Annotated in this window: 20 protein-coding genes; 10 read left to right on the forward strand and 10 right to left on the reverse strand. The window is 73.1% G+C overall.

The genetic code is table 11. The annotated features are described in order from the left end of the window. Positions 1–47: 47 nt before the first annotated feature. Both AR3_RS05970 and AR3_RS05975 read left to right on the forward strand, forming a co-directional pair. Positions 48–557, forward strand: a complete 510-nt coding sequence (locus AR3_RS05970) for a hypothetical protein (protein WP_067909666.1) — start codon at positions 48–50, stop codon at positions 555–557. After that, positions 557–2,620, forward strand: coding sequence for a molybdopterin-containing oxidoreductase family protein (locus AR3_RS05975; protein ID WP_067909668.1), 2,064 nt, complete (start codon positions 557–559; stop codon positions 2,618–2,620). The genes AR3_RS05970 and AR3_RS05975 overlap by 1 nt, the downstream gene beginning before the upstream one ends. A gap of 69 nt (positions 2,621–2,689) precedes the next feature. Here AR3_RS05975 and add read toward each other — a convergent pair whose 3' ends face one another. Beyond that, complete coding sequence (gene add / locus AR3_RS05980; RefSeq protein ID WP_067909671.1) at positions 2,690–3,721, reverse strand: adenosine deaminase; 1,032 nt, start codon at positions 3,719–3,721, stop codon at positions 2,690–2,692. Between the two features lie 96 nt (positions 3,722–3,817). Here add and AR3_RS05985 point away from each other — a divergent pair, with 96 nt between their 5' ends. Next, positions 3,818–4,795, forward strand: a complete 978-nt coding sequence (locus AR3_RS05985) for a helix-turn-helix transcriptional regulator (RefSeq protein WP_067909830.1) — start codon at positions 3,818–3,820, stop codon at positions 4,793–4,795. Position 4,796: 1 nt separating this feature from the next. Here AR3_RS05985 and AR3_RS05990 read toward each other — a convergent pair whose 3' ends face one another. Together AR3_RS05990 and AR3_RS05995 are read right to left on the reverse strand one after the other, a co-directional pair. After that, positions 4,797–5,753: an SDR family oxidoreductase gene (locus AR3_RS05990; protein ID WP_067909674.1), complete on the reverse strand. Its 957-nt coding sequence runs from the start codon at positions 5,751–5,753 to the stop codon at positions 4,797–4,799. A 342-nt stretch (positions 5,754–6,095) separates the two neighbouring features. Then, positions 6,096–8,270, reverse strand: coding sequence for an anthranilate synthase component I (locus tag AR3_RS05995; protein ID WP_067909678.1), 2,175 nt, complete (start codon positions 8,268–8,270; stop codon positions 6,096–6,098). Between the two features lie 391 nt (positions 8,271–8,661). Here AR3_RS05995 and AR3_RS06000 point away from each other — a divergent pair, with 391 nt between their 5' ends. The 3 genes from AR3_RS06000 to mctP all read left to right on the forward strand — a co-directional run bounded on the left by AR3_RS06000 (position 8,662) and on the right by mctP (position 11,342). Further along, a complete protein-coding gene (locus AR3_RS06000) occupies positions 8,662–9,231 on the forward strand; it encodes a VOC family protein (protein WP_067909681.1) in 570 nt (189 codons plus the stop codon). Between the two features lie 275 nt (positions 9,232–9,506). Further along, positions 9,507–9,728, forward strand: coding sequence for a DUF3311 domain-containing protein (locus AR3_RS06005; protein WP_067909684.1), 222 nt, complete (start codon positions 9,507–9,509; stop codon positions 9,726–9,728). A 3-nt stretch (positions 9,729–9,731) separates the two neighbouring features. Beyond that, on the forward strand, positions 9,732–11,342 hold the full coding sequence (mctP, locus tag AR3_RS06010; protein ID WP_067909687.1) for a monocarboxylate uptake permease MctP: 1,611 nt from the start codon (positions 9,732–9,734) through the stop codon (positions 11,340–11,342). A 100-nt stretch (positions 11,343–11,442) separates the two neighbouring features. Here mctP and AR3_RS06015 read toward each other — a convergent pair whose 3' ends face one another. Beyond that, positions 11,443–11,817 carry a DUF6285 domain-containing protein gene (locus tag AR3_RS06015; protein WP_067909690.1) on the reverse strand — a complete coding sequence of 125 codons (375 nt, stop codon included), beginning with the start codon at positions 11,815–11,817 and terminating at the stop codon, positions 11,443–11,445. 87 nt (positions 11,818–11,904) lie between these two features. Here AR3_RS06015 and AR3_RS06020 point away from each other — a divergent pair, with 87 nt between their 5' ends. From AR3_RS06020 to AR3_RS06035, 4 genes are all read left to right on the forward strand, one after another. Next, complete coding sequence (locus AR3_RS06020) at positions 11,905–13,098, forward strand: acyl-CoA dehydrogenase family protein (RefSeq protein ID WP_067909833.1); 1,194 nt, start codon at positions 11,905–11,907, stop codon at positions 13,096–13,098. A 198-nt stretch (positions 13,099–13,296) separates the two neighbouring features. Continuing rightward, on the forward strand, positions 13,297–16,092 hold the full coding sequence (locus tag AR3_RS06025; protein ID WP_067909693.1) for a family 20 glycosylhydrolase: 2,796 nt from the start codon (positions 13,297–13,299) through the stop codon (positions 16,090–16,092). Positions 16,093–16,257: 165 nt separating this feature from the next. After that, positions 16,258–17,055: a hypothetical protein gene (locus AR3_RS31005; RefSeq protein WP_169803789.1), complete on the forward strand. Its 798-nt coding sequence runs from the start codon at positions 16,258–16,260 to the stop codon at positions 17,053–17,055. A 115-nt stretch (positions 17,056–17,170) separates the two neighbouring features. After that, entirely contained in the window at positions 17,171–17,662 is a 492-nt protein-coding gene (locus tag AR3_RS06035) for a class F sortase (RefSeq protein WP_227023367.1), read from the forward strand. A gap of 53 nt (positions 17,663–17,715) precedes the next feature. On the opposite strand, the gene AR3_RS06040 is transcribed toward AR3_RS06035, so the two are convergent. From AR3_RS06040 to AR3_RS06065, 6 genes are all read right to left on the reverse strand, one after another. Then, complete coding sequence (locus AR3_RS06040; RefSeq protein WP_083950994.1) at positions 17,716–18,684, reverse strand: phosphotransferase family protein; 969 nt, start codon at positions 18,682–18,684, stop codon at positions 17,716–17,718. Positions 18,685–18,778: 94 nt separating this feature from the next. Beyond that, positions 18,779–19,180, reverse strand: coding sequence for a phosphomannose isomerase type II C-terminal cupin domain (locus AR3_RS06045; RefSeq protein ID WP_227023368.1), 402 nt, complete (start codon positions 19,178–19,180; stop codon positions 18,779–18,781). Positions 19,181–19,188: 8 nt separating this feature from the next. Then, a complete protein-coding gene (locus tag AR3_RS06050) occupies positions 19,189–19,836 on the reverse strand; it encodes a TetR family transcriptional regulator (protein ID WP_067909708.1) in 648 nt (215 codons plus the stop codon). A 203-nt stretch (positions 19,837–20,039) separates the two neighbouring features. After that, the gene (locus tag AR3_RS06055; RefSeq protein ID WP_067909710.1) at positions 20,040–21,269 is read right to left on the reverse strand and encodes an acyl-CoA dehydrogenase family protein; all 1,230 of its coding nucleotides are present in this window, start codon (positions 21,267–21,269) and stop codon (positions 20,040–20,042) included. 112 nt (positions 21,270–21,381) lie between these two features. After that, a complete protein-coding gene (locus AR3_RS06060; protein ID WP_067909713.1) occupies positions 21,382–22,359 on the reverse strand; it encodes a glucosyl-3-phosphoglycerate synthase in 978 nt (325 codons plus the stop codon). 177 nt (positions 22,360–22,536) lie between these two features. After that, entirely contained in the window at positions 22,537–23,973 is a 1,437-nt protein-coding gene (locus tag AR3_RS06065; RefSeq protein ID WP_106259207.1) for an XRE family transcriptional regulator, read from the reverse strand. Positions 23,974–24,083 lie beyond the last annotated feature (110 nt).

The raw sequence follows: 24,083 nt of genomic DNA on the forward strand, positions 1-24,083 counted from the left end.
CGTTCGTGCAGCAGACTGGGAGTCCGCGGGTCACGGAAGGAGCGGCGATGCAGTCGACGCAGGGCGCGGAGCGGGTCGTGGCGGTCCGGGGGCCGTACCGCGGCCGACCGATCTCCTTCCTCGGCCCCCATGAGACGGCGGGGTGGCGGCTCAAGGTCTACGGGATCACCACCGAGGGCGCGCGGCCGCCGGCCGGGCTCGTGGACGCCGCGCTGACCCTCGCGCCCGAGGTGCTGCCCGCGCCGGCGGTGCTGCGCGACGGCGCCGAGCCCGACCGCTACGGACTCGGGTTCGTGGTGGTGCACCGGGCGGGGGACTTCTGCTTCGCGCTGTACGACTGGTGGGCCGGGGAGAACGAGCTCCGCCAGCGGCTCTACTCGTCCCCGCTGGACGCCCCCCGCGCCCTGCGGCCGCATCCGACGCCGGCGGTGTTCTGCGTGTGGGAGGGCGCCGTCGTCGACCACGAGCGGCGGGCGTGGCTGCGGCACGTGCTCACCCGCCCGGAGGCGCCGGACGTCGACGCCTACCTGCGCGACACTTTCGAAGGGGTGGTCTAGTGTCCGACGAGCTCAAGGTCTTCGGCGCCTGCCCGCTCGACTGCCCCGACGGCTGCTCGTGGGTGGTCACGGTGCGCGACGGCCGGGCGGTCGGGCTGCGCGGCAACCCGGACCACCCCTACACCCGGGGCGCGCTGTGCACCAAGGTCAACCGGTGGCTGGAGCGCGCGAACTCGCCGGACCGGATCCTGCACCCGCTGCGCCGGGTGGGGCGCAAGGGCGAGGGGCGGTTCGAGCGGATCTCCTGGGACGAGGCGCTCGACGAGATCGCCGACCGGCTCGGCCGCATCACGCGCGACCACGGCGGCGAGGCCGTCTGGCCGTACTGGGGCACCGGGACGCTCGGCTACATCCAGGGCCTGGAGGGGGCCGCGGGGCGGCGGTTCTTCAACGTGCTGGGCGCCTCGGCGCACAGGGCCGACATCTGCTCGGCGGCGGGCAACTACGGTCTGCTGTGCACGATCGGCTCGCCGGGAGGCATGGACCCCGAGGACCTGGCCCACGCGCGGCTGATCCTGCTGTGGGGGACCAACCCCCTGACCAGCGGCCACCACGTGTGGAAGTTCGTCCAGGCGGCGCGGCGCGAGGGCGCCCGCGTGGTGGCGATCGACCCGGTGGCGACCCGGACGGCCCGGCAGGCCGACGAGCATCTGGCGCCGCTGCCGGGCACCGACGCGGCGCTGGCGCTGGGGCTGCTCAACGTCGTCGTGGGTCTCGGCGCCCACGACGAGGAGTACATCGAACGGCACACGCTGGGCTGGCCGGAGTTCCGCGAGCGCATCGAGGCGTTCCCCCCGGAGCGGGCGGCGCGGATCACCGGGGTGCCCGAGGAGAAGATCGTCGCGCTGGGCGAGCTGGTCGCGCGGACGCGCCCCACCGCCATCCGCGCCACGCAGGGCCTGCAGCGGCACGGCGGCGGCGCGGAGACGCTGCGCACGCTGGCCTGCATCCCGGGCGTGACGGGCGATTGGGGGCGGCTGGGCGGCGGGCTGACGTTCTCCACGTCCGGCCACGTCAAGCTGAACCGGGCCGCGCTGTTCCGGGACGACCTGCGCCCCGGCCCGGTGCGGAGGCTGTCGATGAGCAGGCTCGGCGAGAACCTCCTGGAGCTCGACGATCCTCCGGTGATGGCGCTGTTCGTCATCGCCGCCAACCCGGCCGCCAGCGCCCCGCACCAGAACAAGGTCCGCCGCGGTCTGGCCAGGGAGGACCTGTTCACGGTCGTGCTGGAGCAGTTCCCCACGGACACGACCGACTACGCCGACATCGTGCTGCCCGCGACGATGCAGCACGAGCACGCGGACCTGCACGAGGGCTACGGGCATCTGTACCTGACGTGGAACGAGCCCGCCGTGGCGCCGCCGGGGGAATGCCTGCCGACCACCGAGACGTTCCGCCGCCTGGCGCGGCGGATGGGGCTGACCGAGCCCGGCCTGTACGACTCCGACGAACGGCTCGCCGAGCAGGCGCTGGCGTCCGATCACCCGTGGATGACGGGCATCACCTTGGACCGGCTGCGCAAGGAGGGCTTCGTCCGCATGGCCGTGCCCGCGCCGTTCCTGCCGTACGCCGAGAAGTTCCCCACGCCGTCGGGGCGGCTGGAGTTCCGGTCGCGGCGCGCCGAGGCACTCGGGCTCGACCCTGTGGCCGGGTACACGCCCCCGGGCGAGGTGACCGATCCCGAGCGCGCGCGCCGCTACCCGCTGGCCTTGGTGTCGGCGGCCCCGCACCACTTCCTCAACACGCAGTTCGGCGACAACGCCGAGCTGCGGCGCCGCTCGGGCGGGCCGACCGTGCGGCTGCATCCCGACGACGCCGCGGCGCGCGGCCTGTCGTCCGGGCAGCGCGTGCGGGTCGCCAACGAGCGCGGGGCGTTCGAGGCGGTGCTGCTGGTCACCGACGAGGTCCGGCCGGGCGTGGCGGCGACCAGCAAGGGGCATTGGCCCAAGCTGTCGGGAGGGGCCAACGCCAACGCCGTGGTCGACGACCGCGCCACCGACGCCGGCGTCGGCCCGGTCTTCCACGACACCCGCGTGGAGGTGTCGGCGTCGCCCGCGCCGTGACGCCCTGCGCACGCCCGGCCGACCGGTGTCGCCTCTAGGGCGCCCCCTCCGCGGCCGGCGCAGCGGGGGTCACTCGGCGAGCACCGCGTCGATGTCGTCGAGAATCGCCCGCTTGCCCTCCTCGTCCAGGAACGACGCGGTGACGGCGTTGCGGGCCAGGTCCGCCAGCTCGGCCCGGCCCAGTCCGAACACCTCGGCGGCCACCCGGTACTCGCCGGTGAGGGTGGTGTCGAACATCGGCGGGTCGTCGCTGTTGAGCGTGACGAACAGGCCCTGCTCGAGCATCGTCGGCAGCGGGTGCTCGGCCAGGTCGCGCACCTGCCCGGTCCGCAGGTTGGAGGTGGGGCACACCTCCAGCGGGATCTGCCGCTCGCGCAGCAGGTCCATCAGCCGCGGGTCCTGGACGCAGCTGATGCCGTGGCCGATGCGCTCGGCGCCGAGGCCTTCGATGACCTCCCAGATGGTCTCCGGGCCGGTCATCTCGCCGCCGTGCGGCACGCTGTGCAGCCCCGCGTCGCGGGCGGCGCGGAACGCGGCGCGGAAGTCGTCCCGGTAGGGCGGGCGCATCTGCTCGATGCCGCCGATGCCGAAGCCCACCAGCGCCTCCGGCGGGTGCTTGACGGCGTGCTCGGCGGTGGCGGCGGCGCCGTCGGCGCCGAACTCGCCGGGGATGTCGAAGATGTAGGCGACGCGGATGCCGAGCTCGTCGCGGGCCCGCCGCGCCGCCTCGTCCAGGGCCTCGGTGACGGCGGGCATCGCCATGCCCATCCGCTGGTGGGTGTAGGGGGTGACGGTCAGCTCGACGTACCGGGCGTTCTGCGCGGCCAGGTCGCGGGCGGCGCCCAGCACGAGCGTGGCCACGTCGGCGGGCGTGCGGACCAGGCTGGACACCGCCTCGTACACCTCCGCGAAGTGCGGGAAGTCGCGGAAGCGGTAGAACGCGCGCAGCTCCTCCTCGCTGGTGGGGACGGGCCCGTCGGGGTGGCGGCGGGCCAGCTCCAAGACGGTGGACAGGGACGCCGACCCGACCAGGTGCACGTGGAGCTCGACCTTGGGGAGGGCGTCGATGAACTGTTCGATGGATGTTCTGTCGCTAGGCACGGGGGCGACGCTAACAGGGCTTTCCGCGCAGATGACAGGCAATTTCCCGTTATCGGACACGATTGTGTCAGATACGCGTGCGGCAAGATGGAGCTCATGCGCGCGTCCCGGCTCATCTCCATGGTGCTGCTGCTGCAGTCGCGGGAACGGATGACGGCCGCCGAGCTGGCCCGGGAGCTGGAGGTGTCGGAACGCACCGTCTACCGCGACGTGGAGGCGCTGTCGGCGGCCGGCGTGCCGGTGTACGCCGAGCAGGGCAGGAACGGCGGCTACCGGCTGGTCGGCGGGTACCGGACGCGGCTGACCGGGCTGAGCCGCGAGGAGGCCGAGGCGCTGTTCCTCGCGGGCCTTCCCGGCCCGGCCGAGGACATGGGCCTGGCCGACGCGGTCGCCGCCGCCGAGCTGAAGCTGCGGGCCGCGCTGCCCTCCGCGCTGCGCGACGCGCCGCTGCGCGCCGGCCAGCGCTTCCACTTCGACGCCCCGGGCTGGTTCACCGACGCCGAGCCGCCGCCGCTGCTGCGCGACCTGGCCCGGGCGGTGTGGCGGGACGAGGCCGTCGAGCTGCGGTACCGCCGCGACCGCGAGGTCACCCGGACGGCGCACCCGTACGGCCTCGTCCTCAAGAACGGCATCTGGTACCTGGTCGCGCGCGTCGCGCGGCGGTCGTCTCCCTGGCCGTACCGGACCTACCGCGTCGACCGCATCGCGGCGGTGCGGGCGCTCGGGGAGCCGTTCCCGCGCGACCGGGAGTTCGACCTCGCCGGGTACTGGGCGGAGCAGGCCGAGGAGTTCCTGCGCTCGATGCTGCGCGACGAGATCACGGTGCGGTTGAGCCCGGCGGGCCTGCGGTGGCTGCGCCACGCCGTGGAGCCGTACGCCGCGCGCCGGGCGGTCGAGCGGGCCGGGGAGCCCGACGAGCGGGGCTGGGTGACCACCAGGCTGCCCGTCGAGTCCCCGGACGTCGCCCACGCGCAGCTGCTGGCCCTGGGGCCGGAGGTGGAGGTGCTCGACCCGCCGGAGCTGCGCGCCCGCATGGCCGACAGCGCCGCCCGGCTGGCCGCGCTCTACCGATAGCTCACCGGTAGCCGGTGACGTCGGCGGGCTTGCCCGCGTCCTGGACCTCGCGGATGTAGCGCCAGGCGTCGGGGCGGCTGCCGTCGACGTCGGTGAAGCCGTACACCCGGGCCAGGCCGCCGCTGGACAGCGACCGCCCGTTCCACCGGTGCCGGTCGGGGTCGGCGGCCAGCGCGACGACGGCCCGTCCCACGAACGCCGGGGACTCGGAGATCGCGAAGTGCGGGTCGACCTTCGTGCCGTCCGTCCAGGTGTCCTCGGTGACCCCGAAGTGCTCGAGCATCGCCTCCGAGCGCAGCCAGCCCGGGGTCAGCGCCACCGCCGTGCAGCCGTGCTCCTTGATCTCCTCGGCCCAGGCCAGCCCCATCCGGATCACCGACCATTTGGCCAGGTCGTAGTAGAAGCCGGTCGCCCTGCGGTAGGCGGAGTTGTACTCCAGCGTGCCGTCGGTCATCTCGACCACCAGCCCGCCGGGGTTGCGGATGAGCAGCGGCAGCGCGTGGCGGGCGGTGACGATGTGGGTCTCCACGCCGAGGCGCAGCATGCGCAGTCCTTTGTCCAGATCCATCCGCCACATCGGGGTGTCCCACTCGCCGAGGTGGTCGGCGCCCCAGATGTCGTTGACCAGGATGTCGAGGCGTCCGTGGTCGGCGTCGATCCGCCGCACCACCGCGGCGACCTGGTCGGGGTCCAGGTGGTCGGCGGCGATCGCGATGCCCTCGCCGCCGGCGGCGGTGACGAGCTCGGCGGTCTCCTCGATGGTCTCGGGGCGGTCCATCTCGGACCGCCGCCCCCGGGTGGTGCGTCCGGTGACGTAGACGGTCGCGCCCGCGGCGCCGAGTTCGACGGCGACGCCCCGGCCGGCGCCGCGGGTCGCCCCGGCCACCAGCGCGATCCTGCCTGACAACGCTTTCGCCCGCGCGTTATCGGTCTCGTTCACGGTCTCGTTCGCGGTCATGCCGCCGATGCTCGCAGCGATACCTGTCAGTGAATGTCAGGTATTCACACCCGAACGATCCGACGAAGCCGATCACGCGGGAAGCGAGGGCGCGACGCGTCCGGATCATCCGCACGCCGAGCCCGGAGATCCGCCGCGCCAGGGAAGGCGAGCTGGACGGAGGGGGTCGAACCCCCTCCGACCGGGGATAACGCAGCGGCCCCCATGCCGGGAACACTCGACACATGGACGCCGCCCCGCCAGTATCCCGTCTTAGAACGCGCTTCGGACAGGCCCCAGGGGACTAATTTCAGCCGACCGATTAGCCCCGCGGGACCATCCGCAACCCGTCCCCGCGTCGCCTCAGCGCGCCTCGCGGCGGCACAGGCGCAGCACGTTCGCGATGACGCGGTGCCCGGCCCGGCCCTGCGCGGTGAGGATCGACTCGGGATGGAACTGCACCGCCCAGCGGCGCCGCGCCGGGTCCTCGATCGCCATGACCACGTCGCCGGTCAGCGCCGTCACCTGGAAGCCCTTGACCCGGTCGGGCGTGGCGTGCAGGGAGTGGTAGCGGGCCGCGGTGAACTCGTCGGGCAGCCCCCGCAGCAGCTCGCCGCCCGCGACCTTGACCGTTCCCGGCTTGCCGTGGGCGGGCTCGCTCAGCAGCGACAGCTCGCCGCCCGCGTGCTCGACCATCGCCTGCAGGCCCAGGCACACGCCGAACACCGGCAGGCCGCGGGCGTCCAGGGCGTCCAGCAGCTCCGCGGTGGCGAAGTCCGCGGGGCGTCCCGGGCCGGGCGACAGCACCACCAGGTCGGGGGCGTGCTCGTCCAGCAGCCGGTGCGGGAAGCCGTGCCGCAGCGTCAACACCTCGGCGCCCTGCTGGCGGAAGTAGTCGGCCAGGGTGTTGACGAACGAGTCCTCGTGGTCGACCAGCAGCACCTTCAGGCCGACCCCCGCCCGCTCCGGCTCGGGCCCGGCGTCGGCGTCCGCGGCGGCCCGCGGGTCCTGGGACGCCTCCAGCGCCTGCAGCAGCGCGCTGGCCTTCAGGTACGTCTCGCGCTCCTCCGCCTCCGGGTCGGAGTCGTACAGCAGGGTCGCCCCGGCCCGCACCGTGGCGACGCCGTCGCGGATCTGCGCGGTGCGCAGCGTGAGCCCGGTGTTCATCGAGCCGTCGAACCCGACGTACCCGACCGCCCCGCCGTACCAGCGGCGCGGCGCGTCCTCGTGGTCCTCGATGAACTGCATGGCCCACGTCTTGGGCGCCCCGGTGACGGTGACCGCCCACATATGGGTGAGGAACGCGTCGAACGCGTCGAACCCGGGCCGCAGCCGCCCCTCGATGTGGTCGACGGTGTGGATCAGCCGCGAGTACAGCTCGATCTGCCGCCGCCCCAGCACCTTGACGCTGCCGGGCACGCAGATCCGCGACTTGTCGTTGCGGTCCACGTCGGTGCACATGGTCAGCTCGGACTCGTCCTTGGCCGAGGCCAGAATGGCGCGGATCTGCTCGGCGTCCTCCAGCGGGTCCCGGCCCCGGCGGATCGTCCCGGCGATCGGGCAGGTCTCCACGCGGTCTCCGGTGACCCGCACGAACATCTCCGGGGACGCCCCGACGAGGTACTCGCCGTCACCCAGGTTGAACATGAACTCGTAGGGCGCGGGATTGGTCTCGCGGAGCCGCTCGAAGAACGCGGCGGGCGAGTGGCAGCGGCCGTGCATGGCGTGCCCGGGGGTCACCTCGAACAGGTCGCCCCGCCTGAACCTCTCCTTGGCCTCCCGCACCATCCGCGCGTACGCGCCCGGCACCGGCTGCGGCGGCAGCTCGCCGGGGACGTCCGGGACGGGGGTGGGCTCGGTGCGGCGCGGCAGCCCGGCGGTGCCGCGACCGTCGACCTCGAAGTCGTAGGACAGCCGGTGCTGGGTCTCCCGCTTGCGGTCCACGACGACCATCTCGTCGGCCAGGTGCAGGACGAGGTCGCGCTGGTCGGCGGGCCGCCGGTGGCGCAGCCGCAGCGGCTCGAACTGCAGCGACAGGTCGTAGCCGAACGCGCCGTACAGCCCGAGGTGCGGGTCGTCGCAGCGGAACAGGTCGACGACGGCGCGCAGCGCGGTGAACACCGTCGGCTGGCGGCTGCGCTCCTCCTCGGGGAAGAACTCCTCGGTGGGCGGCACGAACACCGCCAGCCGCCGGTCCCCCTCCTCGGCGGTCACCTCCCCGGCGCCGCGCAGCGCGCCCGCCAGGGCCGGGAGCAGGACGCGCCCCCGGTCGTTCAGCGCCCGCGCCTCGACCTCGCGGCCGCGGGCGACGATCTCCACGCAGGGGTCGACGTAGGCCATGTGCCAGCGGGTGTAGCGGCCGGGGTACTCCATGCCGGAGCTGAGCACGCCGCCGCGCCGCTCCCCCACCGCGGCGACGAGGCCGTTGAGGAGCTCGGACCCGCGTTCGGCCTCCACCGGGACGGCCGTACGGGTCACCCGCACGCCCCCGGACGTCGCGAACCGACGGATCTGCGCTTGCTGTGAGACGGTGTCCACCGGGTGGCCCCTCGCGTATCGGGCCCTCATCCGCCGGAGACGAGAAACGACCGCCGGATGAGGGCGGTCGCCTGCAAGTCAACGTCGACGAACCGGCGCCGCCTCTCAGCGGCGCCACCACCACCGGCGGCACGGGCACACGCCGATCGCCGCCGTCGGGGCGGCGAGCGTGTGACCGCGTCCGGTTCGCATACCGCCGAGCTTACCGGGCGGCCTCGCACCCGGCCACCTCCCCGGCGGGCCGGACGGCCCTTTCACCGCCCGCCTTTCCTTTCACCGACCCAGCCTTTGCATCGATCCACCTCAGGGGCCGCTGACAGCGGGTTCTCAAGGCGTGGGGATTTTGCGACGATGGCCCGCAAGGGAACGCTTACACCGCGGGAGTGGTTCCATGACGGCCTCCCCCTCGCGCAAGAACACCGAGTTCGAGCTGCGCGGCGTCAACCACCTGGCGCTGGTGTGCCGCGACATGAAGCGGACGGTGGACTTCTACTCCGGCGTGCTGGGCATGCCGCTGATCAAGACGATCGAGCTGCCCAACGGCTGGGGGCAGCATTTCTTCTTCGACTGCGGCGGCGGCAACGCGCTGGCGTTCTTCTGGTTCCCGGACGCGCCCGAGGCGGTCCCCGGCGTGACCGGGCCCACGGACCTGCCCGACCGCGGCGGGCTGGTGTCGGCCGTGGGGTCGATGAACCACATCGCCTTCGACGTGCCGCCCGAGCGGATCGAGGAGTACCGCGACCGCCTCATCGCCAAGGGCGTGGACGTCGGTGTGATCCTCAACCATGACGACAGCGAGTTCGGCGTGGCCCCGGAGACGCACGACGGGGTGTTCGTGCGCTCCATCTACTTCAAGGACCCGGACGGCATCCTTGTCGAGTTCGCCGCCTGGACGCGGGAGCTGAACTCCCCCGACGACGTGCGGCACGAGCCGCGCACCGCCGCCGACCGCACCGTCTGACCGGCAGCCGCGCCTCGCTCCGTCTCCCCTTCTGACCTGCCGACGTCCCCTTCTGACCTGCACCCGTCCCCTTCTGACCTGCACCCGCGTCGCGGACGCGGCCGCCGGGCCGGGCCGTCGGGCGTTCCACGATCTGGATCGGTCCACACACAGTCGTGCCGTCGCCGATATCGGCTTGTGACCGACGTGGCGGTAGTCTCCCGCACCACCCCTGCCACCGGGTCGTCTCACGATGCGAGAAGGTCCGGTGACGCGCCCGTGACGAGGAGGATCCCTTGCCCGCGCAATCGCCTCCGCCCAAGCGCGGATCCGACCGCAGTCCATGGAACCTGATGCTGCTGCCGGCGATCATCATCCCGCTGTTGACGTTCCTGTACAACAGGGATGAGCCCCGGCTGTTCGGCTTTCCCGCCTTCTACTGGATGCAGCTCGCCTTCATCCTGCTCGGCGTGGCCTGCACCACGATCGTCTACCGCATGACCCGCCGGGGGGACTGAGCGATGTCGACCGATCACCTCACCGAGCTGATCATTTTCGCCGCGCTGTTCCTGCTGGTCAGCGTGATGGGCTTCGTCGCGTCGCGGTGGCGGCGGCCGGACACCATGGACAACCTCAACGAGTGGGGGCTGGGCGGCCGCAGCTTCGGCAGCTGGATCACCTGGTTCCTGGTGGGCGGCGACCTGTACACCGCCTACACGTTCGTCGCAGTGCCCGCGCTGGTGTTCGGCGCCGGGGCGGCCGGCTTCTTCGCCGTCCCGTACACCATCGTGGTGTACCCGCTGGTGTTCCTGATGCTGATCCGGCTGTGGTCGGTGTCGCACGTGCACGGCTTCGTCACGCCCGCCGACTTCGTCCGCGCCCGGTTCGGCTCCCCCACCCTGGCCCTGGCCGTCGCGATCACGGGCATCGTGGCGACCATGCCGTACATCGCGCTCCAGCTGGTGGGCATCGAGGCGGTGCTCAAGGCGATGGGCGTCCACGGCCACCTGCCGATCATCATCGCGTTCGCGATCCTGGCCGCCTACACCTACCAGTCGGGGCTGCGCGCGCCCGCGCTCATCGCGTTCGTCAAGGACGTGCTGATCTACCTGGTGATCATCGTCGCGGTGCTGTACATCCCGTCCAAGCTCGGCGGCTGGGGGGACGTCTTCGACGCGGCCAAGGCCAAGTTCGACCAGACCCCGGCGCCCAGCGACGGCGTCCTGCTGGACGGCACCAACCAGCTCAACTACGCCACCCTGGCGCTCGGGTCGGCGCTGGCGCTGTTCCTGTACCCGCACAGCGTCACCGGCATCCTGGCCAGCCGCAGCCGCGACACCATCAAGCGGAACATGTCGGCGCTCCCCGCCTACAGCTTCGTGCTGGGCCTGATCGCCCTGCTGGGCTTCATGGCCATCGCCGCCGGGGTCAAGCCGATCAGCGCCGACGGCAAGGCCGACACCAACACCGTGGTGCCGGTGCTGTTCGACAACATGTTCCCGGACTGGTTCACCGGCGTCGCGTTCGCCGCGGTCGGCATCGGCGCGCTGGTGCCCGCCGCGATCATGTCGATCGCCGCGGCCAACCTGTTCACCCGCAACATCTACAAGGAGTACATCCGGCCGGACGCCACCGACAAGCAGGAGGCCAACGTCAGCAAGCTGGTCTCGCTGATCGTCAAGGTGGGCGCGGTGGCCTGCATCCTGCTGCTGGACCCCGAGTTCTCCATCGACCTGCAGCTGATCGGCGGCGTGATCATCCTGCAGACGCTGCCCTCGGTCGGCCTGGGGCTGTTCACCCGGTGGTTCCACCGCGGCGGCCTGATCGCCGGCTGGGCGGCGGGCATGGCCGCCGGGCTGTGGATGCTGTACCAGATCCCCAACCCGGCCAAGGGCAAGGAGCACTTCGGCGGGTCGGCCTACAAGCTGAGCGAGCTGGGCCTGGACACCAAGATGACGGTCTACGTCGGACTGCTGGCCCTGGCCGTCAACCTGGCGGTGGCCGCGGCGGGCACGCTCGTCTGCCGCGCCGCCAAGCTGGCGGACGGCGCCGACGCCACCAGCGACGCCGACTACACCGCCGACAAGGGCGACCCCGAGGTCAAGGAGCTCGACCTCAGCGCCAGCGCCTGAGCCCTCCGTCCCCCTCGACGGCCCGGCCGCCGCGTGGCGGCCGGGCCGTTCCCGTCTCGCGCTTTCCCCGACGAGAGCTCTGGGGCATCGGGGCTCCGCGTCACGGCCCGTCCCCGCCGCCGGCAGGGCGGTCGTCGTCGGCGCGGCCGGGAGCCGCGACCGCGAGCTTGTCGCGGACCATGGCGGTCAGCGCCGCCTTGACCTCCTCGTACCGGTCGTCGAGCGCGCCCGACCGCAGCGCGGCGGCCAGGGACGCGTCGTCGGCGAACCCCAGCGCCGCCAGCCGCCGCCGGTGCCGCTCCCGGTGCTCGGCGCCCAGCAGCAGCTCGCGCTCCACCACGCCCAGCACGTTGATCGCCACCAGGCAGTGGTAGCGCGTGCCGCCGTGCAGCGCGCCGAGCACGTCGCGCTCGAGGAACTCGCGGACCGCGGCGACGAGCTCGCGGGCGTCGGGGGCGTCGTGCGGCGGGGACATCGGACCTGAACCCTCCCTCGACGGGGGTCGCCCGCGGCCGACCCAGGCGACAGAATGCGATTCTAGAATCCAGGAGAGGTGGCCGCGATGAGCTTCGAGATCCCGCCGTCGGTGCGTCCGGTCCGCGACGCCGTGCACGCCTTCATGACCGAGCGCGTCGAGCCCGCCGAGCCCGTGCTGCGCCGCGGGGACGAGGAGGCCGCCGCGCTGATGGCCGAGCTGCGGCGCGAGGCCAAGGCCGAGGGGCTGTGGGCGCTCGGGCATCCGCGGGAGCTGGGCGGCGGCGGACTGCCGTTCCTCGACTACGTGTACGTCAACGAGGTCCAGGGGCGCAGCGAGTTCGGGCAGCTGGCGCTCGGCACCTTCACGCTGCAGGACTCGCTGATGCTGCACCGGTACGCCACCGCGGCGCAGCGCGAGCGGTTCCTCGAGCCGCTGGTCCGCGCCGAGATCAACCCGAGCTTCGCGATGACCGAGCCGGGCGTGGCCGGCTCCGACCCCACTCAGATCACCACGACCGCCGTGCTGGAGGACGGCCACTGGGTGATCCGCGGCCGCAAGTGGTTCACCACGCTGGCGAGCAGCGCCGCGTACACCGCGGTGATGTGCCGCACCGAGCCCGAGGGCGCACCGCCCCATCGCGCGTTCAGCATCATCCTGGTGCCGACGGACACGCCCGGCTGCACAATCGTGCGGGAGATGCCGGTGCTCGGGCTCGAGGGCGGGCACTGCGAGGTGCTCTACGACGAGGTCCGCGTCCCCGAGGACCACCTGCTCGGGCCGCGCGGCCACGGGTTCGCCATCGCGCAGGAGCGCCTCGGACCGGGCCGGATCTTCCACTGCATGCGCTTCCTCGGGCAGGCGCAGCGCGCCTTCGACCTGATGTGCGCGCGGCTCAACGAGCGCCGCGCCTTCGGCGGGCCGCTGGCCGACAAGCAGCTCATGCAGCAGCACGTGTTCGACTCCTACGCCGAGATCCAGGCCGCCAGGCTGCTCACCCTGCAGGCGGCCCACAAGATCGACTCCGGCCAGCAGGCCCGGGTGGAGATCGGGGCGGTCAAGGTGGTGGCGGCGCGGATGCTCAACGCCGTCATCGACCGGGCCGTCCAGGTGTACGGCGCCGAGGGGCTGACCGAGGACACCCCGCTGGGCCGCATGTACCGGCACGCCCGCGCCGCGCGCATCTTCGACGGGCCCGACGAGGTGCACGTCGCCGCCACCGCCCGCCGCGTCCTGAAGGAGTACGCCGAGGGCCGCACCTGGGAGTTCGCCCTGCGCTGACCACGCGTCCGGGATCGCGAGGCGGGCCGCCGGAAGGGCCGTCAAGGGCGGCGCGCGGCCGGGTCCGGCCCGGCGGCGCCGCCTGGGCCTTTCCCGCCGACCGGATCAGGCACGGGACGCGGACGAATAAACAGGTTAGTTTCCTGTTTCAACGCGACACTCCCCCGTGCTCACGGAGGACGACCGATGAGGATCCCGATGAGAGCCACGGCGGGCGCCTCGGCCGCCGCGCTGACCGCAGCGCTCGCCGTGATCGCGGCCCCGGCGCCGGGCGCGGCGGCGGCCTGCCGCCCCGACGCCGGCGACCTCCTGCTGACCTACCAGCCGATCGACCACACCGTGGCGGACGCCCAGTACGTCCGCGCCCGGCTCACGCTGGCCAACCGCGACCGGCGCTGCGGCCTGGGACGCGACTGGGCGCTGTACTTCACGTCCGTGCGCCGGCCCGCGGCCGTGCTGTCGGGGACGGTGGGCGAGGCCGCGCGGCGGCGGCTCGCCGACCAGGGCCTCACGGTGGCCCGCGCGGACAAGGCGCAGAGCGGCGACTTCTACGTGCTCGAACCGACCGCGGCCTTCCGCCCGGTCGGCCCCGGGCAGCGCCGCGCCGTCGACATCGACATGGAACTGTGGAGCGTGCACAAGTCCGACGCGCCGGCCGGGTGGGCGATCGCGTTCGGCCGCGGCGCGCCGCGCTGGGTGCCCGCCAAGTCCCTGCTCGACCCGAACGACCCCAAGCAGACCAAGGCGTTCTCCGGCGACAACCGGCCGGTGCAGAACGCGGCCACCCGTTTCGCCGAGAACTCCTCCATCCGGCCCGTGCGGCTCACCTTGCGGCAGCGGCTCGTCCCCCAGCCGCTGTCGGCCGCGGAGACCGGCGGGACGGTGCGGATCGGCGGGGCCTCCCCGATCCGGTACGACGGCGAGCTCCGCGGCGAGGCCGACTACCTGCGCTCCGCGCTGCGCGACGTGGCGCGAGGACGCGGCGCGCCGATCACGCTGCGGCTCGACCCCCGTCTGGACGTGGACGGGAACGGCCGTCCCGACGCCGAGGGCTACCGGTTGACGGCGACCGGCGGCGGCGTGCGGATCGTCGGCGCCGACCGGGCCGGGGTGCTGTACGGGGTGCAGACGCTGCGGCAGCTCGTCCCCGCGTCCGCCTACCGGGCGGCGGCCGGCGGCGACCGCGCCTCCACCGTGGCGGTGCCGCGCGCCGTGATCGCCGACGCGCCGCTGTTCGGCTACCGCGGGCTGATGATCGACGTGTCGCGGCACTTCGAGAGCAAGCGAACGATCATGAAGTTCCTCGACCTCATGGCGTTCACCAAGCTCAACCGGCTGCACCTGGGGCTGTCCAACGACGAGGGCTGGCGGCTGGAGATCCCCGGCCTGCCCGAGCTGACCGGGTTCGGCGCGCGCCGCGCCTTCGACCCCGCCGAGCGGCGGGCGCTGCACCCGGCCATGGGGTCGGTCGACGACCTGGGCGGCGGCGACGGCATCGGCGGCAAGCCCCGCGACGAGGCCGCCGCCAACCTCGGCCCGCGTCCCTCCTACCAGGGGTACGAGCACGCGCTGATCAACTTCGTCGGCAAGGGCGGCGGCCACTACTCCGTGCGCGACTTCCAGGAGATCCTGCGGTACGCCACCGAGCGGCACATCGAGGTCGTGCCGGAGTTCGACATGCCCGCGCACGCCCGGGCCGCCGTCCTGGCGATGGAGCGCCGCCACGAGCGCACCGGTGACGCCACGTACCGCCTGGTGGACCCCGCCGACACCTCCCGGCACGTCAGCGTGCAGGGCTACACCGACAACCTCGTCAACCCGTGCGTCCCCGGCACGTACCGCTTCCTGGACAAGGTCGTGACCGAGGTGGCGAAGATGTACCGGGCGGCGGGCGCGCCGCTCAACCGGATCAACCTCGGCGGGGACGAGCCCCCGGGGCCGCCGGAGGGCTGGTGGTCGGGCTCGCCCGCGTGCCAGGCCAACCCGGAGACGGCGGGCAAGTCGGGCGAGGAGCTGGCAGACCTGTTCTTCATCAAGTGGAACCGCATCGCGCTCAAGGCCGCGCGCACCACCGCCGGGTGGGAGGACGCCACCGCCCCCGACCGCGCGCTGCGTTTGAAGAACTTCGCACCGCTGGCATGGCAGAACGTGTGGGGCTGGGGCCGCGAGGACTGGGCGTACCGGTTCGCCAACGAGGGCACCCCGGTGATCCTGGCGCACGCCACCAACCTGTACATGGACCTGGCCTACAACAAGGATCCGGACGAGGTCGGCTACTACTGGGCGGCCTACGTCGACGAGAAGAGCACCTTCACCTACCAGCCGTTCGACATGTACGCCAACGCCACCGAGGACCGCTGGGGCAACCCGCTCACCCCGGACCCGCGGTGGGAGCGGCTGACGGAGAAGGGCCGCGCGAACATCCTCGGCCTGGAAGCGCAGCTGTGGGGCGAGAACGGCAAGACCCCGCGGATCCGCGAGTACCAGGCCATCCCCAAGATGCTGGGCGTCGCGGAACGGGCGTGGAACCGCCGGACCCCGTCGCCCGAGCGGATGCCCGAGGCGTGGAACGTGTTCAGCAACACGCTGGGGCAGGTCGCCTTCCCGCTGCTGTCGTTCTACCGGCCGGTGGGGCTGCCCGGTGAAACGGGCGTGAACTACCGCGTCCCGCTGCCCGGCGGCAGGATCTCCGGCGGGACGCTGACCGCCAACGTCCGCAATCCAGGGATGACGGTCGAGTACTCGACCGACGGGATACGGTGGCGCACCTACACCGGTCCGGCCGCCGTCGGGTCGTACGCGCTGACCCGCACCCGCGCCGCGGACGGGCGCACCAGCCGGATCTCCCCGGTGGACGTGCCCGCCTGGCAGAGCGGCGCGGCCTACGCTCGGGGCGCCGTCGTCACCCACCAAGGCGAGCTGTATCGCGCGGCGCGGCCGAGCACCGGACGGGCGCCGGATCTGTCCCCGGACGCGTGGATCCCGGTGCGCTGAGCGCACGGTGACGGCCGGGCCGCGCGGGTGGACGCCGGCCCGGCCGTCCGCCACGAGCAAGACTTGTCAAAGCTCCGACCATGGTCCCCCATATCGGTCGTGTCGCAGCGTATCCAGGGAAGCACCCTCCGTGATCTAGTCCACGATCTTCACTGGGAGGGAAGGGTGCGCGCGACACAAGCCGTCCGCACGGCCCTGATGACAGGCGCCATGCTGTGCGGAACCGTCCCGATTGTCCAGGCCACCGCGGCCCACGCCGACGATCTCGCCATCGAACCGCGGGTCGTCCGTCCCGGCCAGCGCGTCACCGTGACCGGCACCTGCACCGACGCCGACGACCTCGTCCGGGTGACCGGCGCGGCGCGGGGCGTCGGCGCGGTCCGGGACGGCTGGTTCTCGGTGAACGCGCTGGTGAACGACGCCCTGGCCGGCAGCCATGTGCTCCGGGCCAGGTGCGCGGAGTCCAGGAGGGCCCTCGCGGGCAGGCTCGACGTCCGCCCGGTCGACGACGACGGGGACCCCGGGCCGGACCACGAAGGCGACGGCTTCGGACGCGAGGACGAGTTCGGCCACGAGGGCGACCACGGCGGGCACGACAAGGACAAGGGCAAGCACGCCGGCGGCGGCCTGTTCAAGCAGGAGAAGGTCGTCATCGGCGACTTCGAGGAGAAGAAGAAGGGCGGCGGCGGCTTCGTCGGCGGCGGTGTCGGCGGAGGCGGTGTCGGCGGAGGCGGTGTCGGCGGAGGCGGTGTCGGCGGAGGCGGCGGCGGTGTCGGCGCCGGCGGACCGGGGGTCGTCGGCCGGGGTCCGAGCCCGACGCCGCGCGGCTATGTCGCGGCGGGCGGCGGCGGCACGCAGGGGCCCGAGGTCCCGTGGCTGCCGGCCGGGGTGGTGCTGCTCGTCACGGCCGCAGGCATCGGCGGGACGGTGCTGATCCGTTCCCGGGCCCGTGCGCGGGCGTGATCGGGGCCTGCTCCTCGCCGCCGGGCTGGCGGTCATCGGCGCGGTAGCGGTCGGGAACGGGGTGCGGAGCAACGTCTCCTCGGCCCGACCCTACAGCGATTACGGGGGTCCCCGCGTGCTCTGGCGCATCCCCGACGGGCCGGCGCTGCCGCCGTCGCCGCCCACCCGCATCGAGATCCCGTCCGTCGGGGTGCGTGCGCGGGTGATGCCGGTCGGCCGGAACCGCGACGGCACCGTGGAGGTGCCGCCGTTCGAGCACTCCGACGTCGCCGGGTGGTACAAGCACGGCCCGGCCCCCGGTGCTCGGGGGCCGTCCGTGTTGCTCGGCCACTACGACGACACGCGCGGACCGGCCGTCTTCTACCGGCTGCACAAGGTGAAGCCCGGCGCGAAGGTGCGCGTGACACGCAAGGACGGACGCACCGCGGTGTTCCGCGTGGACGCCAAGGAGCAGGTGCCCAAGCGGCGGTTCCCGCGCGAACGCGTCTACGGGGCGGTGCGGTACGCCGGACTGCGTCTGGTGACGTGCGGCGGCGCGTTCAACCACAGGGGGCGCACCTACCGTGACAACGTCATCGTCTACGCGCACCTGGTGGGCGAGAGCTGAGGACGAGCGTTGGGGACGGGCGTTGAGGACGGGCGCTGACGGGCCGTCCGCGGTCAGGGCAGCATCTGCAGCAGATCCCACTCGCTCTCCGCCGCCCGGCGGCCCAACGCCGCCAGCTCCACCGACCGCCGCTCGCCGGTGAGGTGCCGCCGGGCCTGCATGACGCAGATGATCGCCCAGCGGGCGACGCCGAACGTCTCCCACCAGCGCAGCGCCGCACGGTCGACCGGCGCCCCGCCGGCCCGCTCGTACGCCGCGCAGAGCTCCTCGTAGCCGCCGAACCCGCCGACCGGCGGGTCCGCGCCGAACCGCCACGCCTTCACGCACAGCCAGCCGAGGTCCTCCAGGGGATCGCCGAGGTGGGCCAGTTCCCAGTCGAGCACGGCGCGGACGCCGTCCGGACCGACGACCAGGTTGCCGTTGCGGAAGTCGCCGTGCACGACCACCGCGCCGTGCGCGGGCGGCCGGTCGCGTTCCAGCCGGCGCAGCGCGAGCTCCAGCGCGGGGTGCGGTTCCCCGCACGCGTCCAGCACGCCGCGCCACGCGGCGAGAACGTCGGTCCGCTCCAACCCGGGCACGGCGTCGACCGGGATGCGGTGCACGGCGGCGAGGATGCGGCCGCACTCGGCGGCCAGCCGCGGCCGCACGTCCGCCAGCGCCGGGTCCTTGAGGATCCGCCGCGGAATGGTCTGGCCCTCCACGTGCCGCATGACGACGAAGTCCGCGCCCAGCGGGCCGTCGGCGCCGCCCGAGGCGACCACCTCGGGGCTCGGCACCCCGGCGGCCGCGGCCGCGCGCGTCAGCTCCGCCTCGCGCGGCGGCGCGAGGCCCACGTCCGCGCGCCCGGCCGCCATGCGCAGCACGAGCCGGTGCCGCTCCCCCGCCCCGGTGACGGCCTCGAACGCGCACGTCACCCGGGACGCGCCGCCGCTGGCGCGGCGCAGGGCGTCGATGCGCACGTCCGGCCCGAAGCGGTCGGCGAGCACCTCGGCCAGCGGCCGGGCCAGCCGTTCGACGTCCATCCGCCCTCCCCGGTAAGCGAACGCTTGCGGCACCATCGCAGGGGCGGGCGCGTCGGCGGGAGCGTCCGCCGCCCCCGGGCGCGGCGGCGTGCGCTCAGGTGCGGCCGTAGGCGTCGTCGAGGCGTTCGATGTCGTCCTCGTCGAAGTCCCCGAACGCGATCTCCAGCACGCGCACCGCCGGCCCGGACGAGCCGAGCCGGTGCGTCTGGCCCGCCCGGATGAACACCCGCTCGCCCACCTCCGGCAGCACGCGCCGCCCGTCCACCTCGAACACCGCGCCGGGGTCGAGCGCGACCCACAGCTCGTCGCGGCGGCGGTGCCGCTGCAGGCTGAGCCGCTGGCCCGGCGCCACGTGGAGCAGCTTCACCGTGGACGGCTCGTTGTGGGTGAACCGCTCGAAGCGTCCCCAGGGCCGCCGGTCCACCTCGACCCTCGGCTCGTCCCCCGGTCCGGTCTCCCCGCTCGCGGGCGCCTCGGACACAGTCCCGTCAGTCAACGCTCACCTCAGCCATCGTCGTGCGAAGAACCCTCCGGGGCCAGGTCGTAACCGGCGGCGGCGGGCAGGCCGTCGAGGATCAGTTCGACCAGGCCGTCCACCACCGTCTCGCGCGGCACCTCGTCGGCGTGGTCCAGCCACCAGTCGCCCGCGGTCTGCACCATGCCGACGACCGCGTGCCCCCACACGTAGGCGCGGGCGCGGTCGGGCAGCCTCCCCTCGGCGATCATGACCTCGGCCAGCTCCCGGCTCACCTCGCGGATCATCGTGCTCATCGCGCTGTGCGTGGACGGGTCCTCGGCGCTGGCGCGGTGCATGAGGAACCGGTAGAGGGCCGGGTTCTTGGAGATGACCGCCAGGTAGGTGTCGATGGTGGAGCGGGTGCGGGCGCGCACCGAGTCGGACCGGGAGAACTCCTCCCGGATGCCCTCGATCAGCTTGCGCGTGTGCCGTTCGGCCAGCGCCCGGTACAGGCCGCTCTTGTCGCCGAAGTGCCGGTACAGGATGGGCTTGCTGATCCCCGCCTCGGCCGCGATGGCCGCCATCGACGCCTCCGGCCCCTCCCTCTGGATGACCCGGTCGGCCGCTTCGAGCAGGGCACGCCTGCGATCGGGGTCGCGCCGCGTCCCCCGCCCCGTCGTCTCCCGCGTCACCATGTCGAGAACGGTACGCTACCCGGTCGCGCGTTCCGCGCCTGCATCGCCGCATCCCCCGGCGCGCGGTCGCCGCGCGGACGTTCCGGGGCCATGGGCGAGCCCGCCCGCGCCCCGCCCCTCGGCCGGAGGGCGCGGAGGCGCGGGCGCGCTCACATCGTTCGTTCGGCTCGTTCGGCTCGTTCGGCGCGGTCGCGCTTCGCCCCTTAGCGGATCGCCAGGCCGGTGACGGCGCGGCCGATGACCAGGCGCTGGATCTCGCTGGTCCCCTCGAAGATCGTGAAGATCTTCGAGTCGCGGTGCATGCGCTCCACCGGGTACTCGCGGGTGTAGCCGTTGCCGCCGAGGATCTGGATGGCCTCCTCGGTGACGCGCACGGCGGTCTCGCTGGCCATCAGCTTGGCCATGGAGCCCTCGGCGTTGGCGAAGTCGTGGCCGTTGCGCGCCATCCACGCGGCCCGCCACACCATCAGCCGCGCGGCGTCGATCTGGGTCTTCATGTCGGCCAGCTTGAAGGCGATGGCCTGGAACTCGCCGATCTTCTTGCCGAACTGCTCGCGCTCGCGGGCGTACTGCAGCGCGTACTCGTAGGCGGCGCGCGCCACTCCCAAGGCCATGGCGCCGACCGCGGGGCGGGTGGTCTCGAAGGTCTTGAGCGCGGCCTGGCCCCGGGTGCTCTTGCCCTCGCGGACGCGGGCGATGCGCTCGTCGAAGCGGTCCTTGCCGCCGACGATCAGCCCGCCGGGGATGCGCACGTCGTCCAGGATCACCTCGGCGGTGTGCGAGGCGCGGATGCCGTGCTTGCGGAACTTCTGCCCCTGCCGCAGCCCGGGGGTGCGCGGGGGGACGATGAAGCTGGCCTGCCCGCGCGCGCCCAGTTCCGGGTACACCGAGGCGACGACCACGTGCACGTCGGCGATGCCGCCGTTGGTGGCCCAGGTCTTGGTGCCGTTGAGCACCCACTCGTCCTTGGCCTCGTCGTAGACGGCGCGGGTGCGGATGGAGCCGACGTCGCTGCCGGCGTCGGGCTCGGAGGCGCAGAACGCGCCCAGCCGCACGTCGTCGGGCGTGCCGAACATCTGCGGCACCCACTCGCCGACCTGCTCGGGCGTGCCGACCGCGGCGATCGACGCGGCCGCCAGGCCGGTGCCGACGATCGACAGCGCGATGCCCGCGTCGCCCCAGAACAGCTCCTCGAACGCCACCGGGATGCCCAGGCCGGTCGGCTCCAGCCACTGGTTGGCGAAGAAGTCCAGCGAGTACAGGCCGACCTTGGACGCCTCCTGGATGATCGGCCAGGGGGTCTCCTCGCGCTCGTCCCACTCCTCGGCGGCGGGACGCACCACGTCCCGGGCGAACTCGCGCACCCACTGCTGCACCTCGCGGAGGTCCTCGCCCAGGTCGAGGGAGAACGGCGCGGCCTCGGTACTCGTCATCCTGTTGACCCTTCCGTGGACAGCATGTGTTACCAACGGTAGCACCTATGGGGTTACCACCGGTAACACCGTGGCCGGAGTCACACCGCGCGGGGCGCGGCGGGAAGGGCGGTCAGGAGAGGAGGGAGCGCCGCGACTCGGCGTACTCGGGGATCTCGATCATCGGCGGGCGCTCCCCCACCCCGACGTCGCTGACCCGCACGTCGTGGCCGCCGGGGCCGCGCCGGAACTGGGTGAGCACGGTGGCCGGGGCCTCCAGCGGCAGCATCCGGCCGTGCCGCTGCAGCCGGGACCACGCGGTGAGCATGATCTGCCCGGACATGGCGCCCAGCGCCTCGGTGCACTGGTGCGAGTGCACCCGCCGTCCCAGGTCCACCTGGGCGATGGCGTCCAGGCCCGCGTGCTGGAAGACGTCCAGCAGCAGCCCCAGCTCCACGCCGTAGCCGGTGACGAACGGCAGCCGCTCCAGCAGCTCCCGCCGCCCGGCGTACTCGCCGCCGAGCGGCTGCATCACCCCGGCCAGCAGCGGCCAGTGCAGGTTGATCAGCGGCCGGGCGACCAGCTCGGTGACCCGGCCGCCGCCGCCCTCGATCGGGCGGTCCCCGGCGACCAGCGGACGGTCGTAGCAGCCCTTGACGTAGCCGACGGCGGGGTCGGTGAGCAGCGGGCCGAGCAGCCCGGTGACGTAGGAGGAGGTGAAGCCGCGCAGGTCGGCGTCCACGAAGACGATCACGTCCCCGGCGGTGACGGCCAGCGACTTCCACAGCGCCTCGCCCTTGCCGGACATGCGGCCGTGCTCGGGCAGCACCGCGTCCTGGGCCACCACCCGCGCGCCCGCGGCCGCGGCCACGGCGGCGGTGCGGTCGGTGGACCGCGAGTCGATCACCACGATCTCGTCCACCAGCGGCGCCCGCTCCACCAGGTCCTCCCGGATGGCGGCGACGATGGCGCCGACCGTCGCCTCCTCGTCGCGGGCGGGCAGCACCACGCTGATCCGGGTGCCGCCCTTGGCGGCGAGCAGGGTCTCCAGCGGCCACTGATCCGACGCACTGGTCCGCCGGCGCAGCCACGACGCGACCTCAGGCAGCACACGCTCTCCCTTCGCAAGGCCGTCCGCTCCCGCGCGGACGGCCCCTCACACTTCCGGGCGGAGACGGGCGCGGCGCGTCCCCACATTTGCAGAACGCCGGCTCATCGCAGTTCATTCGCCGGTGGAACACCCGCGCGGCAGCCGTCTCGAAGAGTTAACAGGCCGACAACACACCGGTCATTCGGCGGCGTGGCGGTCGAGGAAGGCGTACACGTCCGCCTCGTCCACGCCGGGGAACGCGCCGGGCGGCAGCACCGACAGCACGTGCGAGTGCGCCCGCGCCGACGGCCAGGCCATGCCCTCCCACCGCTCGGCCAGCTCGGCGGGCGGGCGCTGGCAGCAGTCGCCGTCCGGGCAGGCCGAGCGGTACCGGTTGGTGGTCTCCCGGCCGCGGAACCAGCGCGAGTCCTCGTACCGCACGCCGAGGGTGATGGCGAAGTCGCGCTCGTGGCTGGGGTCGATGTGCGACAGGCACCAGTACGTGCCTTTCGGGGTGTCCGTGTACTGGTAGTAGACGGAGAACCTGTCGGGAGCCTGGAAGACGTGGCGGCCCGCCCAGTGGCGGCACATCCGCTGCCCTTCGATCGCGCCGTTCTCGTCCTGGGGGAACACCAGGCCGTCGTTGGCGTACGCCTTGTAGATCGTGCCGTTCTCGTCGTTCTTGGTGAAGTGCAGCTGCAGCCCCAGATGGTGGGTGGCCATGTTGGTGAAGCGGTGGGCGGCCATCTCGTACGACACCGAGAACACGTCGGCCAGGTCCTCCACCGACAGCTCCCGCGCGGCCTTGGCCTCCTGCAGGAACGGCACGACCGCGCGTTCGGGCACCAGCACGGCGGCGCCGAAGTAGTTGGCCTCCACCCGCTGGCGCAGGAAGTCGCCGAAGTCGCGGGGCACCTCGTGGTCGAGCGCGATGTGCCCGAGCGTCTGCAGCAGGATCGTCCGGGGGGTGTGCATGCCCAGGTGCTCGCGCTCCAGGTAGATGCGCCGGTTGCGCAGGTCGGTGATCGACCGGACCGACCGCGGCAGGTCCTGGACGTACCGCAGCTCGAACCCGAAGTGGCCGACCAGCGCCATGATCACGCCCTGGGACACCGCGCCGCCCCGGTACCCCACGGCGTCCAGGGTCTGGGCGGCGATCTTCTCGATCTCGCCGAAGTAGTTGCCGCGCTCGTGCATCTGCCGGCGCAGCTCGGCGTTGGCCTTGCGCGCCTCCTCGGGGCTGGCGGTGGGCTTGGTGCGGCTGCGGCGCAGCTCCCCGTACAGCGCGAGGATGTGCTCGATCACCTCGTTGGGCAGCCGCTTGCTCACCTTGAGATGGGACAGGCCGAGCGACCGGTAGAGCGGGTCGCGCTGCGCCTCCTCCAGGGCGATCTCCAGTTGGGCGCGGCGGCTGGGCGGCTGGCGGCGCAGCAGCTCCTCCACCGGCACCTCCAGGGCGGCCGCCAGCGACTGCAGCAGCGACAGCTTGGGCTCGCGCCGCCCGTTCTCCAGCAGGGACAGCTGGGACGGCGCGCGGCCGACCCGCTCGCCGAGGTCCGCCAGCGTCATCCCCCGGGCGCGGCGCAGATGCCGCAGCCGCTGCCCGAACGTGACCAGGTCTACATCGCTCGTCAAGTTGAGAGGTTCTTCTGACCGCAAGGTCGACATGGCTTGATGTTAACGGAAAATCATCACTTCTTCTGCTACTCACCAGTTCACTTAAGCCGCGGACCGGGGCATAGTCG

Origin of the sequence: Actinomadura rubrobrunea NBRC 15275, from assembly GCF_001552235.1 — a bacterium.
GTDB lineage: Bacteria > Actinomycetota > Actinomycetes > Streptosporangiales > Streptosporangiaceae > Spirillospora > Spirillospora viridilutea.

Bases quoted from the DNA above. Each gene is read 5' to 3' on its own strand.
- mctP (WP_067909687.1), top strand. From the start codon at position 9,732: ATGTCGACCGATCACCTCACCGAGCTGATCATTTTCGCCGCGCTGTTC.
- AR3_RS06015 (WP_067909690.1), bottom strand. From the start codon at position 11,817: ATGTCCCCGCCGCACGACGCCCCCGACGCCCGCGAGCTCGTCGCCGCG.
- AR3_RS05985 (WP_067909830.1), top strand. From the start codon at position 3,818: ATGCGCGCGTCCCGGCTCATCTCCATGGTGCTGCTGCTGCAGTCGCGG.
- AR3_RS06040 (WP_083950994.1), bottom strand. From the start codon at position 18,684: ATGGACGTCGAACGGCTGGCCCGGCCGCTGGCCGAGGTGCTCGCCGAC.
- AR3_RS06000 (WP_067909681.1), top strand. From the start codon at position 8,662: ATGACGGCCTCCCCCTCGCGCAAGAACACCGAGTTCGAGCTGCGCGGC.
- AR3_RS06050 (WP_067909708.1), bottom strand. From the start codon at position 19,836: ATGGTGACGCGGGAGACGACGGGGCGGGGGACGCGGCGCGACCCCGAT.
- AR3_RS06020 (WP_067909833.1), top strand. From the start codon at position 11,905: ATGAGCTTCGAGATCCCGCCGTCGGTGCGTCCGGTCCGCGACGCCGTG.
- AR3_RS05970 (WP_067909666.1), top strand. From the start codon at position 48: ATGCAGTCGACGCAGGGCGCGGAGCGGGTCGTGGCGGTCCGGGGGCCG.
- AR3_RS06025 (WP_067909693.1), top strand. From the start codon at position 13,297: ATGAGAGCCACGGCGGGCGCCTCGGCCGCCGCGCTGACCGCAGCGCTC.
- AR3_RS06055 (WP_067909710.1), bottom strand. From the start codon at position 21,269: ATGACGAGTACCGAGGCCGCGCCGTTCTCCCTCGACCTGGGCGAGGAC.
- AR3_RS05990 (WP_067909674.1), bottom strand. From the start codon at position 5,753: ATGACCGCGAACGAGACCGTGAACGAGACCGATAACGCGCGGGCGAAA.